11 protein-coding genes are annotated in these 13959 nt (G+C 58.4%); 4 read left to right on the top strand and 7 right to left on the bottom strand.

Annotated features, from left to right (window positions below):
* Positions 1-154: 154 nt before the first annotated feature.
* Positions 155-2542 (bottom strand): ATP-binding cassette domain-containing protein, encoded by a 2388-nt coding sequence (locus tag ACFFFR_RS01275; RefSeq protein ID WP_377457517.1) that lies wholly within the window; start codon positions 2540-2542, stop codon positions 155-157.
* Between the two features lie 201 nt (positions 2543-2743).
* On the opposite strand from ACFFFR_RS01275, the gene ACFFFR_RS01270 reads away from it, so the two are divergent.
* The 4 genes from ACFFFR_RS01270 (at position 2744) to ACFFFR_RS01255 (ending at position 5347) form a co-directional block, all read left to right on the top strand.
* Positions 2744-3256, top strand: a complete 513-nt coding sequence (locus tag ACFFFR_RS01270; RefSeq protein ID WP_377457515.1) for a GNAT family N-acetyltransferase — start codon at positions 2744-2746, stop codon at positions 3254-3256.
* Positions 3257-3502: 246 nt separating this feature from the next.
* The gene (locus ACFFFR_RS01265; RefSeq protein ID WP_377457513.1) at positions 3503-3979 is read left to right on the top strand and encodes an NfeD family protein; all 477 of its coding nucleotides are present in this window, start codon (positions 3503-3505) and stop codon (positions 3977-3979) included.
* Between the two features lie 12 nt (positions 3980-3991).
* Positions 3992-4918, top strand: a complete 927-nt coding sequence (locus ACFFFR_RS01260; protein ID WP_377457511.1) for an SPFH domain-containing protein — start codon at positions 3992-3994, stop codon at positions 4916-4918.
* Between the two features lie 78 nt (positions 4919-4996).
* Positions 4997-5347, top strand: coding sequence for an RNA polymerase-binding protein RbpA (locus ACFFFR_RS01255; RefSeq protein WP_377457509.1), 351 nt, complete (start codon positions 4997-4999; stop codon positions 5345-5347).
* Positions 5348-5416: 69 nt separating this feature from the next.
* Here the strand turns inward: ACFFFR_RS01255 and ACFFFR_RS01250 are convergent, their stop codons facing one another.
* The 6 genes from ACFFFR_RS01250 to ACFFFR_RS01225 form a co-directional block, all read right to left on the bottom strand.
* Positions 5417-6157 (bottom strand): polyprenol monophosphomannose synthase, encoded by a 741-nt coding sequence (locus ACFFFR_RS01250; RefSeq protein ID WP_377457507.1) that lies wholly within the window; start codon positions 6155-6157, stop codon positions 5417-5419.
* A 64-nt stretch (positions 6158-6221) separates the two neighbouring features.
* Positions 6222-7838 (bottom strand): amidohydrolase, encoded by a 1617-nt coding sequence (locus ACFFFR_RS01245; protein ID WP_377457505.1) that lies wholly within the window; start codon positions 7836-7838, stop codon positions 6222-6224.
* Positions 7804-10764 carry a DEAD/DEAH box helicase gene (locus tag ACFFFR_RS01240; RefSeq protein ID WP_377457503.1) on the bottom strand — a complete coding sequence of 987 codons (2961 nt, stop codon included), beginning with the start codon at positions 10762-10764 and terminating at the stop codon, positions 7804-7806. The genes ACFFFR_RS01245 and ACFFFR_RS01240 overlap by 35 nt, the downstream gene beginning before the upstream one ends.
* A gap of 31 nt (positions 10765-10795) precedes the next feature.
* The gene (gene tatC, locus ACFFFR_RS01235) at positions 10796-11632 is read right to left on the bottom strand and encodes a twin-arginine translocase subunit TatC (RefSeq protein WP_377457501.1); all 837 of its coding nucleotides are present in this window, start codon (positions 11630-11632) and stop codon (positions 10796-10798) included.
* A gap of 40 nt (positions 11633-11672) precedes the next feature.
* Positions 11673-11936, bottom strand: coding sequence for a Sec-independent protein translocase subunit TatA (gene tatA / locus ACFFFR_RS01230; protein WP_377457499.1), 264 nt, complete (start codon positions 11934-11936; stop codon positions 11673-11675).
* Between the two features lie 7 nt (positions 11937-11943).
* A complete protein-coding gene (locus ACFFFR_RS01225) occupies positions 11944-13950 on the bottom strand; it encodes a helix-turn-helix transcriptional regulator (RefSeq protein ID WP_377457497.1) in 2007 nt (668 codons plus the stop codon).
* Between the last annotated feature and the right edge of the window lie 9 nt (positions 13951-13959).

Genomic DNA, 13959 nt, shown 5'->3' with positions numbered 1-13959 from the left:
CCCTCTCCAGTTACGTGCTACCAGTGATCTTGAGCACACGTTAGGTGCTCGTACCTGAGACTAAATCCACGTGTGGATCCCGCCCAACCCTTGTGCCGCACAGTGGTCCGCAAGATGGTCCGCTGGTGACGGGAGGGGGAGGCAGGGGAGAGGCTTAGTTGCTGGCGCTGACGTATTCGGCCAAATGCTTCGCGGTGAGGGTGTCGTTTTTGTTGATCAGATCCGCAGGGGTTCCGGTGAAGACCACGCGTCCACCGTCTGCGCCTGCACCGGGACCCATGTCAATGATCCAGTCGGCGTGGGCCATGACTGCTTGGTGATGTTCGATCACGATCACAGACTTGCCTGCATCGACGAGCTGGTCGAGGAGCGCCAGCAAATGTTGGACATCGGCCATGTGCAGGCCGGTGGTGGGCTCATCCAGTACATAGATTTCTGCCTTGTCGGCCAGCTGGGCCGCCAGTTTGAGTCGTTGCCGTTCACCGCCGGAGAGGGTGGAGAGTGCTTGCCCGAGAGTCATGTAGCCCAAACCAACATCGACGATGCGTTGCAGGATCTTGGTCGCGGCTGGGATTTTTGTTTCGGGTGCCGCAAAGTATTGGGCGGCTTCCGTCGCTGACATGGCCATGACCTGAGCTATATTTTTGTCGCCGAAATGGTAGGCCAACACGGCCTCTTGGAAACCTTGTCCCGCACATTCTTCGCAGGTCGTTTCAAACCCCGCCATGAAACCAAGGTCGGTGTAGATCACGCCGTTGCCTTTGCAGGCAGGGCAGGCTCCCTCTGAGTTAGCGCTGAACATTCCGGGTTTGACACCGTTGGCTTTGGCAAAGGCCTTGCGGATCGGATCCAGCAAGCCCGTGTAGGTGGCGGGGTTGGACCGGCGAGAGCCTCGAATAGGGGATTGGTCGAGGTAAGCGATCTTTTCTGCTGTGTCTGGATGGGGCAGGACAGCCGTGTCGATGAGGGTGGACTTTCCGGAGCCTGCGACCCCGGTGATGACGGTCAGCACGCCGAGGGGAATGTCCACGTCGAGGTTTCGAACATTGTTGGCGGTACAGCCGCGAACCTGTAGTTGCTCTGTCGGGGAGCGGAAATCCTCCTTGAGGCTGGCACGATCGTCGAGGTGGCGTCCGGTTAGGGTCGCACTGGCGCGTAACCCTGCCACGTCACCTTCAAAGGTGATCCGGCCGCCTTCGTTACCGGCCCCTGGGCCGAGGTCTACCACGTGGTCGGCAATGGCGATCGTTTCCGGTTTGTGTTCGACCACCAACACAGTATTGCCCTTATCCCGTAATTGCAGCAGCAACGTGTTCAATCGTTGGATGTCATGTGGGTGCAGGCCAATCGTGGGTTCATCGAAAACGTACGTGACATCGGTCAGGGCGGAGTTTAAGTGTCTGACCAATTTGGTTCGTTGCGCTTCACCGCCGGAAAGGGTGCCTGCAGACCGGTTGAGGCTCAGGTAGCCCAGTCCGATATCGATGAACGCGGCTAGGGTTTGTCTGAGCCGGTCGAGCAGGGGAGCGATTCCTTCAGAAGGAATGGTTTCTAACCATGCGGCAACGTCGATGAGTTCGAGCTCGCAGACTTCGGCCAGGTTCTTTCCCGCGACTTTCACTGATCGAGCTGTCTCGTTGAGCCGGCTCCCGCCGCAGTCCGGACAGGTGTGCTGGACGACAGCCCGAGAGACGAACGAGCGAATATGCGCCTGCATCGCTTCCGGGTCCTTGGTCAGAAACGACTTCTGGATCTTCGGGATGATGCCCTCGTAGGTGACGTTGATGCCATCGACTTTGATTTTGATCGGTTCCTTGTAGAGCAGATCGTGCAATTCGTTCTTGTTGAACTTGCCGAGCTTCTTGTCTGCGTCGAAGAATCCGCTGCCGCGGAAAATTCGACCGTACCAGCCGTCCATGGAGTAGCCGGGAACCGTGATGGCGCCCTCATTGAGGGACTTTGTTTTGTCAAATAAAGCGTCTAGGTCGAAGTCAGATACCGTCCCGGTGCCCTCGCAGGTGGGGCACATCCCGCCTTGGATACTGAATGAGCGGGCCTCTGTTTTCTTACCGTCAGCTGTGTCGAGGGTGATGGCTCCCTTGCCACTCACTGTTGCCGTGTTAAAGGAGAACGCCTGTGGGGAATTCAGTCGGGGAGTGCCTGCTCGGCTGAAGAGGTTTCTGAGTAGGGCATGGATGTCTGTGACTGTGCCGAGGGTGGAGCGCACGTTCGCCCCGAGTCGCTCTTGATCCACGATGATGGCCGTCGTCAGTCCTTGCAGATCGTCCACGTCCGGACGGGGGAGGTTTGGCATGAATCCCTGCACGAAGCTGGAGTAGGTCTCGTTGATCATGCGTTGAGACTCTGCAGCGATGGTTCCGAACACCAAAGAGGATTTGCCCGATCCAGATACCCCCGTGAAAACAGTCAGCCGTCGTTTGGGCAACCGCAGCGAAATGTCCTTTAGATTATTCTCTCGGGCACCGATGACCTGAATTCGATCGTGTGCATCCGCCGGATGGGAACGTATCTTGTCGGTCATGTGAGTGGAACCTTCCTGATCCAGATTCTGCCCGGCACGCTATTCGTGTTTGCAGTCTGACTGTATTCTCCACCCAAACCCTCCAGTTGTGACAGCAAGCGTGCGGCGAGTAGACGAATTGATTTCCCCGTACTGCACTCCGAGCAACCACGTGCGGTGAAGCTATTGCGGTGTCAGGGGACTAGTGGTTGACTGACCACCATGACAGAGTCTCTTGTTTTGCGGCCGCTAGCCGTCAGCGATGCAACCGTAATGACAACCGTCCTTGCGGACCCGTCACTCTATGAGTACACCGGCGGGGAGCCACCAAGCCTTTCGGAACTAGAAGACCAATATAAGTTCCAAACTCGTGGTCAATCACCTGACGGAGCTGAACAATGGATCAACCTTGTGGTGCTCCGCGAACCTGGAGACGACCCAATCGGGTACGTACAAGCCACCGTAGAGAAAGCAACGTCCATAGCCGAGATCTCGTGGGTGATCGGGCGGGCATGGCAAAGACAAGGTTACGCCTCGCGTGCCGCGCAGCAATTGGTAGAGCTTCTGATGGAACAAGGCGTCCAGCAAATCGTGGCGCACATCCATCCAGACCACGCGGCATCTCAGGCCATCGCGCGAAAGCTGGGCTTGGTTCCAACTGAACAGGTCGTCGACGGCGAGATTCGCTGGGAACGCGATGTGAACCTGTCTGAGGAGCGACACCTTTCGTCGTAGCCCGGTCCAGGATCTTTCGTAGTAGCTCGCTGCGGGCGGGGAGTTGCGGGTCGGCGCCGAGACCTCAGGAAGAAGGAACTCAGTCCACAGAAAAGACCTTACTTTACATAATGTATATTATCGGCTTTATGCGCATGGGCAGTAAACCATGACCTGTCTCGCCATATCCGTGGAACAAAGCGGCTAATCGGACGTTGGCACTCTAGACTGGAAGCAGCGCTCGCACTGAGAAAGGGTCATCCATCTATGGAGCAAATCTTCCAATGGTATGGAGCTAACGCTTGGGCCATCTGGCTGACGCTCGCCATCCTATTAGTTATCCTCGAGATGTTCCTGCTGGACATGAATGCCATCCTGCTTGGCGTGGCAGCTGCGCTTGCCGCCATTCCTGCGGCGCTCGGAGCGAACTTCTTGATTCAAGCGCTGGTCTTCGGCGTTGCAGCTCTCTTGTTGTTGGCGTTATTACGACCGGTAGCTCTCAAGCACCTGCGGCGTGGTAACCCCGAATCTCGCACCAATGTTGTCCGCCTTTACGGTACCCCTGCGCTCATCCTCGAACAGACCTCAAACTTGGCCGGTCTGGCCAAAATTGAGGGCGAAACGTGGACTGCCCGAGCCGCCGAGACCGGACAGGTTCTCGCACCCGGCAGCACATGTTATGTCAAGGAAATCCGTGGAGCGACTGCCCTACTCGTATCTACTCCTCCACCCGCACAATCCTAAGAAGAGGAACTTATGTATATCGACTTTGGCATGATCTTATTGGTCATTTTCATTGTCTTCGTTGCCATCGTGCTAATCCGCTCGATTCGCATCGTCCCGCAGGGCTTTGCTGGCATCGTCGAACGGCTCGGAAAATATCAGGCAACCCGCTACGCCGGGCTAACCATGCTGGTCCCCTTCGTGGACCGGCTTCTGCCCCTAATGGACCTACGTGAACAGGTGGTGTCGTTCCCACCCCAGCCGGTCATTACCGAAGACAACCTCGTTGTCAGCATTGACACCGTGGTGTACTTCCAGGTGATGAACCCGAAGGACGCCACCTACGAGATCGCCAACTACATCCAGGCTGTTGAGCAGCTGACCACCACCACGATGCGTAACGTCGTGGGTGGGTTGAACCTTGAAGAGGCCCTTACCTCTCGTGACCAGATTAACGGTCAGCTTCGTGGCGTTCTCGATGAGGCCACCGGCAAATGGGGCATCCGCGTCTCCCGCGTGGAGGTCAAGGCGATTGAGCCTCCTCTCTCGATTCAGGATTCCATGGAGAAGCAAATGCGCGCCGAGCGTGACCGTCGCGCAGCAATTCTGACCGCTGAAGGTACCAAGCAATCTGACATTTTGACTGCTGAAGGTCAGCGCCAGGCCGCGATTCTGAAGGCTGAAGGTGAGGCAAAGGCCACCGTGCTGAAGGCCGATGGTGAGGCGGAAGCTATTCAGCGTGTGTTCGACGCGATCCACGCCGGCCGCCCGGATCAGAAGCTGCTGGCCTACCAGTACCTGCAGACTCTGCCGAAGCTGGCTGACGGTGAAAGCAACAAACTCTGGATTATTCCATCTGAGGTTGGCGAAGCCTTGCGCGGGATCGGGAATGCGCTTGGTAAAGTAGAGCCCGAGTCCGAAGAGTCAGAATCAACACCACACACTCCACGGCAGCCATAGTCGAGGAGATCACCGCGCATAGGGAATATTTTCACGCCCCTCATGGTTGTGCACGGTGACTGAAGGGAGAACTAGCGTATGAGCGACCGCAGCCTACGAGGCATGCGTCTTGGATCGCAATCAATGGAGTCGGAGGCTGGCGTTGAGCCGGCACCACGTCAGCGGGTGGAGTACCGCACCGAGGATGGTACCGAGTCCGTGATCGTGACCTTCGCGATTGAGGCTGAGATCCCACCGGTATGGACCACCAAGACGGGTAAGGAAGCCATTCTTGTTGACGGCCAGAAACCTGAAGAAGAAAAGGGCAAGCCAGTCCGCACCCACTGGGACATGCTGTTGGAGCGTCGTAACTTCGATGAGCTAGAAGAAATCTTGCAGGAACGGTTGAAGAAGCTGCGTGAGAAGCGCGGCGAGAAGACCGACGCCTGACAGATACACCATCTCATCAAGAGGGGCCGTTGCATGAAGCAACGGCCCCTCTTTGATGCGTGGGTATTCCTAGCTGGTCAGCGCTTTCCCCTTGGCGGCGAGCGTCTTAGCGCGCTCCTTCAGGCCCCATTTTGCGACGTTGATCATCGCCTCGATCGCGATCCCGGTACTCATCTTGGAGTCCCCTAGCTCGCGTTCAATGAAGGCAATCGGAACCTCGACGATGGTGAGGCCAAGCCGGGCCACACGGAAAGTCATATCGACCTGGAAGCCGTAACCGACCGATTCGATCGCATCCAGATCGATCTTGCGCAAGGTTGTGGCACGGAAGACTCGGTACCCTGCGGTGATGTCCCGAACCTTCAGCCCCAGCAAAGTGCGGGAGTAGAAAGAACCGAAACGCGAAATCAGTTGGCGGTGGACCGGCCAGTTAACGACCTTGCCACCTGGGACCCACCGGGAACCAATCACGAGGTCGGCACGGTCAATCTGGCTAATCAGCGTGGGTAGCTGCTCCGGCTGGTGCGAGCCGTCAGCATCCAGCTCAATCAGAACGTCGTACCCGCGGTCCAGCCCCCACTTGAAGCCAGCGATGTAGGCGCCGCCAAGTCCCCCTTTACCCTTGCGGTGCATGACGTGGATTTGCTGATCAACCTGAGCCATCTCGTCGGCGAGTTGGCCGGTGCCGTCCGGAGACTGGTCATCGACAATCAGCACGTCAGATTCCGGCACCGATGAACGCAGCCGGTCCACTGTGATCGGCAGTGATTCCAGCTCGTTATAGGTAGGAATGATCGTCAAAATGCGCACGGTGGGAAACCTTTCGATAAGACATTCAGGTAGCTAGCGTACCTTATGCACCGGCCAGAGCTTGTCAGGCTTGATAGACACGGCGGCCAGCATGAAATGTTTCACGCAATTTGGGCCGAGTGCCTTCTTTTTCCAAGACCGGCAATAACGGGGTGCGGGAGCGCACATCGGTACTCCACGCCGCGGCCCGGGATGCACTGGACTGGACCGTGAGTTCGTCGGCATCCCAAATCGCGAAGTCGGCGCGGGCACCGGGAACGAGCATCCCGGCCATGGGCCTGCTCTCCCCTACAGCCCGGTATCCGGACATGGTGTGGGCCTTGAAACCGGCGCGGGCAGAAATCTGCGCATTTGTGTTGCGCAGATTCATGGCTGCGGCAATCGAATCCCATCCATTGATATGGGTCACTGGTGTGTCCGAGCCGAAGGCCACTAGAACGCCTTCTGCCAACAGCTGCCCTACCGGGTTCATCAGGCTGGCCCGTTCTGCGCCGAGGCGCAACTCGTACATGTCTGCGGCCCAGTAGTGATCGAACAGTGGTTGCATGGAAGCGACCAAGCCAAAACGTGCGATCCGTTTGATGTCTTCGCCGGTGGCCATCTCCAGATGCTCAATCCGGTGTGCGCAGCGTTGGATTGCGGGTAAGCCCGTCGCCTTCTCCACCTTCTCGAGCGTGTTCAACAGCACTTCAAGTGCCCCATCGCCGATGACGTGGAACGCTGTTTGGACCCCGGCACTGGTGCACAACCGCAGATGGGTCTCCAGCTCAGTTTCGGTGAGCAATTGCTCACCGCGGTTCTGCGGTCCTTGATCTGAGACGGCGTACGGGTCCCGCAGCAACGCCGTTCCAGATCCAATGGAACCGTCGATGCACAGGTCCCCACCGATCCCGGTCAGGGCACTACCCCACTGCTGCTGCAACGAGCTGATCTGGTCTTCCTCCGTGATCAGATGCCCTTTGTAACCGTAGAGGTCGAAGCCAAGTTCGGAGTCGTTGACCAACGCAGCAAAAGCCGTGTAATCCGTGTCCCCTCCGCCAAAGTCCGTGCCCATTTGTGCAGCTGCCGTGTAACCATTGGCGTGGAACTGGCGGATGGCTTGGCGCTGGAAGTACTCCCGTTTTTTGGCGTCGAAGTTCAGCACAGCCGCCCGGATTGCGGTGTAATCGTCTTCGGCATGCCAGGCTTCGTCACTGTCGATGCCGGCAGCCTGTAGGGCAGCCGAACTAAATAGGCCGGAGTGGAGGTCAACACGGTCGAGCACGACCACACGTCCGCCGGCGGCATTGGAGAGCTCTTGAGCCGTGGGCAAGGTGATGTCTTGCCACCAGCTGTGATCCCAGCTGCGGCCCAAAATCAGTTCCGCGTCCGGTCGCGCGTCAGCCCAGGCGGCGACTTTGGCCAGCATGTCTTGGGCGCTGGCTGCGGTCGATAGGTCGACTTGTTCGACGCCCAGTCCCGTTTCGGTTAGATGGACGTGCGAGTCGACGAAGCTGGGCGCGATGAAGCCGCCTTCTAGGTCGATGACCCTCATCTGAGAATCCGCTAATGAGCTGGCGGCCTCTTCGCCACCAACCCACGCGACGTGCCCATTTTCCACGAGCATGGCGGACGCGTATGGGTCCGCTGTCGAGTGGATGATCCCGTTACGGTAGAGGGCTATCTGGTCTTGTTGATGCATCCTCGGTGATTTCTTCTTCTGTGTCTTCGTGGTTTTCTACGATGTCCGCTCCGATGTAGTCGACTACTCCGTGGCGGATAGAGTCAATGGCTGCGTGGCAGTGATCCCGGATCTCGGTCTGCTGTGTGGCTTTGGCAATCTGTTCCAAAACGTCAATGCATTGGCGGATCCAGCGCACAAAGTCGCCGGCGGATAGTTCGGTTCCGCGCAGGCACTCTTTGAGTGATTTTCCTCCGGACCATTTGTAGACCGGCCAGATCAACCCGATATCCGGTTCTGTTGTGGTGGGTAGTCCGTGCTGCCGTTCGGCTCGGCGGAGCTGGTCCCAGATCTGCTGGGCGTCCAGCACCGATTCTTGGATGGCTTCCGACGGCATGGAGTAGTGATAGTCCGGTTCTTCACGTTTGGCCTCGTAGACCAGCGCCGATACGAAGGCGGCTAGCTCCCGTGGGTTGAGGTGGTTGAGGCTGCCGTGGTGGATCAACTCGGTGGTGAGCATGTCTTTCTCACCGTAGATTTTCCGCAGTAGTTGGCCTCGTTCTGTGACCAGATCGGTCCTCGATGAGGTTGTCGTATCGGTTTCGGCCAACACGTAACCATAATCGGTCAGCAGGGCGCAGTACTGGTCAAAGCGTTTAGCGATGGTGCCGGTACGGCCGGAAATCTGTTTCCGGAGCTCTTCTGCCTGTTCATCGAGTTTGGACCAGCGAGCCGCCCATCTGGCGTGGTCTTCCCGGTCCGGACACTGGTGACAGGGGTGTTCTTCCAGTTGCTGTTTCAGGTTTTGGATCTGCTGGGCAAGCGGGTCTTCGGAGTAGGTAAAGTTCTCTGGCCGGTTCTGGGGACGCGGTTCCACCCCGGTCTCCATGGCGTGACGTACTTCATTGGCAAGGAGGCGGCGCTGCTTGGGGGCGTTGGCGTTGAATTCACGGTGGACTTTCACCCGGCTGCGCAGCTCGACCGGTTCCTTCAAATCATGTGCCGAAATGGTGCGAAGCTGAGCTTGCTCATTCAGCACGGCAACACGTGGGTCCGTGAGTGAGTGGGCACGGCTCAGAACCACCACCGTGCCGAGTCGCTTCTTCCCGGCTACGGTGAAGATGTCTCCGACCTGAAGATCGTGCAGCGAGGTGGTGATGGAGTGGAAACGGTCCTTGGACCGGCTCCGCGAATAGTTTTTCTCTGCCGTCGAGAGCTCTCGGCGCAGACGCGCATACTCGCGGAAATCGCCCAAGTGGCAGGTGAACGCTTTCTCGTATCCAGCCAATGACTTCTGCTGTTGTCGGACCTTTTGTGCCAGCCCGACCACGGAGCGGTCGGCTTGGAACTGGGCAAAGGAGGACTCGAGGATGCCCCGGGCACGCTCGCGACCATACTGGGCCAACAGGTTGATGGACATGTTGTAGGTCGGCGCGAAGGACGAGTTCAGCGGGTAGGTCCGCTTTGAAGCCAACCCGGCGACGTCTTTCGGGTTCACACCGGGCCGGTGAATGACCACGGCGTGTCCTTCAACATCGATGCCGCGGCGACCGGCACGACCAGTCAGCTGGGTGTACTCCCCTGCCGTCAGATTCACGTGGGTGATCCCGTTGAACTTCTGGAGTTTCTCCAAGACCACGGTCCGGGCGGGCATATTAATCCCCAGGGCTAGGGTCTCAGTGGCGAAAACCAGTTTGAGCATGCCGGCGGCAAAAAGTTCCTCTATGGCCTCTTTGAAGATGGGGAGCAATCCGGCGTGGTGGGCGCAGATGCCGGCGATGGCAGCTTTGCGAAAATTCCAGAAACCCAACACGTCTAGGTCTTCGGGAGGCAGCATGTCCGCCAGTTGGTCCACGCGTGCCGCAATGACGGCTTGTTCCGTCTTGTCGGTGAGCGAGATTCCGGCTTGGACACACTGGTAGACCGCATCGTCACAGGCGGCCCGAGAGAAAATGAAGAAGATGGCGGGGAGCAGATTCGCCCGGGTCAGTGAGCGAATCACGGAAGGTCGGGACAATCGTTGCGGCCGTGGGCGGCGTTGTTGGTTTTGCTCCGTGTCGAGCTCAAACGAGTCTTGGCGTCCACCGCGGCCACGCCGTCCTCCGCGACCACGGTGCCGGTCCCGTCGCCGGCCCTGGTGGGTGCCGGAGTTGCGGTAGCGGGCGTGTGCGGAACGGGTTTTGCCCCAGTCGGCACGCTGTTCGCGCCGATCGGCTACCTCAACGAGCCGCAAGAGTTCCGGGTTGATTTTGGTGTTGTGCTTCTCGTCGCTGACGAACAGGTCCAGCAATCGATTGCCGACCATCATGTACTGCCAGAGGGGAACCGGCCGGTGTTCAGAGACGATGACAGAGGTTGCGCCGCGGACGGTGTCGAGCCAGGCACCAAATTCTTCGGCGTTAGAAACGGTGGCTGAGAGCGAGACGAGTTGGACCGATTCGGGAAGGTGGATGATCACTTCTTCCCAGACGGCACCACGGAACCGGTCGGCGAGGTAGTGCACCTCATCCATCACGACGAATCCGAGGTTGGTCAGCGTGGATGAATGCGCGTACAGCATGTTGCGCAGGACCTCGGTGGTCATGACAACAATGTCCGCCTCCGAGTTGATGGAGGTGTCCCCGGTGAGCAGGCCTACTTTTTCTTCACCGTAGCGGTGGACCAGGTCGGTGTACTTCTGGTTGGACAGGGCCTTGATAGGCGTGGTGTAGAAAGCTTTGGTCCCGCGGGCTTGCGCCAAATGTATGGCGAACTCACCCACAATAGTTTTCCCGGCACCGGTCGGGGCTGCCACAAGCACACCGTTGCCGGCTTCCAGTTCCTGGCAAGCTTCTTCTTGGAAGGGGTCCAGATCGAAGGTAAGTTGTGCCCGGAAGCGGCCAAATTCGGTGTTAGCGAGGCGGCTTCGTTCTTTTGCGGCGGCGTACCGTTCAGCGGGCGAGCTCATATCTCTACCCTAAACGATGAGACGAGGCTGGCTAGGGTAATTCCTCTAACGGGGTAGCCTGTTCCAGATCGTCCTCCTGCCCGACCATGGCGGCGAGTCGTTTGGCGCGGCGTCGATCGTTCAACGCGGCGAGTCCGGTGGCAATAGCAAACAGGAGAACCAGTGGGATCGCCAAGTAGAACATGGTGAAGATGTCACTACCGGGTGCGGCCAGCGCGGAGATGAGCGCGATCAAAAACACCGTGATCCGCCAGTGTTTGATGATCTGTTTGGCGCTGAGAATCCCCATCATGTTCAACCCCACAAGCACCACCGGTAGGATCATCGCGATGCCGAAGGCCAGCAGCAGGTTCAACACGAACGTCATATAGAAGTTCGCGTTGATGAGGTTCGAGGTATCCGGTGGGTTGAACGTCAGGAACATGCGGACCGCTTGCGGCAGGATCCAGTAGCCCAGAGCGATGCCACCAAGAAACAACGGCACGGCGGCAGCTAGGAACCCGAGCGTGTAACGCTTTTCCTTCTTGCGTAAGGCGGGCACCACGAAGGCCCAGACTTGGTAGAGCCAGAATGGTGCCGAGATCACCAGGCCGAAGAACAGCGAAACCCGGATCATCATCTCTAAGGGCATGCCGACGCTGTCGTAGACAATTTCGACACGTTTATCCGGGGAGATCTCCCCTACCGACAAGACCGGCTCGAAGAGCAACGAGGTGAGGGGTTGGTAGAGGAAGAACCCACCGACGGCGCCGAGCACGATGAAGATCAGGGCGATGAAAAAACGGTTGCGTAGTTCCCTCAGGTGCGCGCCAAGGCGCATCTGGGCTTCGGGGTTGTCCCGTCTACGCGGTTTCTTGGCTCGGGCCATTGTCAGTGGGTATTAGCGGCTTTCGGTCAGAAGGTTTTGGTTAGGAAACGGTGGGGTCGTTTTTACGCGTTGACGTGGTGTCATCAGCGTCTAGGACCCGGCCCTCGACAACCTTGTTCTGGTTGTTGTCATCCTTGGCGTTGGGATCTTTTTTGTCCTCGTCTTTGCCCATCTGTTTCACTTCAGATTTGAAGATGCGCATGGATTGGCCCAAGCTGCGTGCCAATGCTGGCAGCTTCGGTGCTCCGAAGAGGAGCAGGATGATTACGAGGATGATGATCCACTGGTAGCCTTGCAAGCCCATGAGTTCGTTATGCCCTTTCGTCTGTGATCAATTCTAGCCGATCGTTGATCTGCTGTTTGACCTTGGCGACCAAGTCAGCTGGTTCGATGATCAGCATTTTTGGCGCGTTTGCCAGTACCGATTGGGTCAGGAAGTCGTCGCTGACGCGGGGCACGCGTAGGAGCTGATCCCCTTCCCCAAGTGCCAACTCGTGGGTTGGGTTCATGGCAGGCATGTGGTCGGCGATTTGGTAGTCGGCGAACAGCGTGAGCTGCTCGCTTCCGGCCGGTGCTGCGAAAATGTCCTGCTCCACGACGGCTTGGTGCTGGTGGTCCGTGAGGGTGCCGTGGTCGGACAGCTCTAGGCGGTGACAGCGCGAGAGTTTGAACACTCGTGGGGCGTCCGCCCGGTGGCACCAGCCCAGCAGGTAGACATCAGCGAGGAACTGTCTGACCTGTACCGGTGTGACTTCCCGCCCGGCGGTGTCGGTTCGGTAGTTCAGCCGGATTTTCCTGCCGGTGTCTATCGCTTGGTTGATCGCTTCAAGTTGACTTGCCGCGGCACTCACCCCAGAGTGATCCCACCAGATGAACTCGGCGAGACGATCAAGCGAACGAGCGGCCAAGGCCTGCCGAATCTTCTCGTAGGCGCCCATCGCTGCGGGTGCGATGTCACGGCGGAGTTTGGCAAGGCTTTGTAGGCCCAGCAGCGTCGAGATGGCCTCCACTGGTGCCAGCGACAGCGGTTTGGCGACAGCGTCCACTTGCGAGACCGAAATGGCTTGACCGTCATCATTGAGTTCAAAAAGTTCATCCGGTCCACCTTGTGGCAACCCGTATAACGGTAGTTTCTCGAGTCGGGTGCGCAGCGCCTTCGGAGTGAGCCCGAAGCGTTGTTGCAGCTCCGCGTGAGTGGCCCCGTCGTTGGCCACGGTGTAGGCAATGATGTCAAAGATCAACCGCATCTCATCGGCGGCGGAGAGGCGTTGACGCTGGGCTTTCAGCGGGGTTAGTTCATCGACGTGTGGGGTGTACTTTGCGACCGCGTCTTCCTGGGCGGTCAAGAGTCGTTGTAGTCGCTCGGTGAACGCGTCTAGGACCGGATGATCAGCCGGCGCGAACCGGATCTGCAGATCGTGGTCGGTGAGCAGATTCCACAACACGGCTTCGTCCGGATTGTGGATCACAATTTTGCCGCCCTGTGGCTCGACGTCTTCCCCGAACAGCCGGCCAAGGACATGGTCTTGTTCTGCCGCCGGGGTGAACAACGTGATGTCCGGGTAGCGTTGCACGGGGGCTACCCCGGCTGCTAGCTCGGCCAGAGGAATCTCGGTGCCGACATACTCCCGGTCGACTTCGCGCACGGAGGTTTCGTGGTCTGCATTGCGCAGGATCCGGGTGAGTTTGAAGTTTCGACGTTCGCCGCGGTCATGGTCGTGTCCGGTGACGTACCAGGCTCCGGAACGCTGGATGAGCGCCCACGGTGCGATGGTTCGTTCTGCTGCTGAGCCGTCGGCTGCGCGATAGTTGAAGCTGATGCTGCGGCGCTGGCTGATTGCTTCGGTGATTTCGGCAAACGACGCCTCGTCGGTCAGCGCGTCCGTGAATTGAAACGTAGTGCCAGCGACTTGATCCGTGAGGACCTGTTGGGAGGCTGCCGTGTCGAGGCGGCCCAAGGCGCGCTTGGCAGCATCCGAGAAGTCTCCCCCACCCCAGAAGTCGCGGACGGCAGCTAGGGCTGCTGCTTCTTCTTGGGTGAAGGAGAGCTCCTCCAGTGTGAAACTGGCTTGGTCGATGACGTAGCGGGACTCGACTCCCCCACCGAACGCTTCATTCTCTTGCAACTGCAAAGGAATGCCGACGCTGCGCAGGACCGCCTTGTCACGGTCAAACATTTTTTCGCGCGCATCAGGGCTGTTGGCGTCCCGGTAGGTTTCGATCTTCTCGAAGATCTGTGCCTTGGTCAGACCCTTGCGGGTTTCGACCAGCAGGACCACCAACGAAATGAGTCGTTCGGTTGTGGGGATCTTGGCCACGTCGATCGC

Origin of the sequence: Micrococcoides hystricis, from assembly GCF_042434215.1 — a bacterium.
GTDB lineage: Bacteria > Actinomycetota > Actinomycetes > Actinomycetales > Micrococcaceae > Micrococcoides > Micrococcoides hystricis.
This window is presented reverse-complemented; position numbering and strand designations above follow the sequence as displayed.

Coding starts and splice junctions, on each gene's coding strand:
- tatA (WP_377457499.1), bottom strand. CDS start 11,936: ATGGGCTTGCAAGGCTACCAGTGGATCATCATCCTCGTAATCATCCTG.
- ACFFFR_RS01265 (WP_377457513.1), top strand. CDS start 3,503: ATGGAGCAAATCTTCCAATGGTATGGAGCTAACGCTTGGGCCATCTGG.
- ACFFFR_RS01245 (WP_377457505.1), bottom strand. CDS start 7,838: ATGCATCAACAAGACCAGATAGCCCTCTACCGTAACGGGATCATCCAC.
- ACFFFR_RS01240 (WP_377457503.1), bottom strand. CDS start 10,764: ATGAGCTCGCCCGCTGAACGGTACGCCGCCGCAAAAGAACGAAGCCGC.
- ACFFFR_RS01270 (WP_377457515.1), top strand. CDS start 2,744: ATGACAGAGTCTCTTGTTTTGCGGCCGCTAGCCGTCAGCGATGCAACC.
- tatC (WP_377457501.1), bottom strand. CDS start 11,632: ATGGCCCGAGCCAAGAAACCGCGTAGACGGGACAACCCCGAAGCCCAG.
- ACFFFR_RS01260 (WP_377457511.1), top strand. CDS start 3,992: ATGTATATCGACTTTGGCATGATCTTATTGGTCATTTTCATTGTCTTC.
- ACFFFR_RS01275 (WP_377457517.1), bottom strand. CDS start 2,542: ATGACCGACAAGATACGTTCCCATCCGGCGGATGCACACGATCGAATT.
- ACFFFR_RS01255 (WP_377457509.1), top strand. CDS start 4,997: ATGAGCGACCGCAGCCTACGAGGCATGCGTCTTGGATCGCAATCAATG.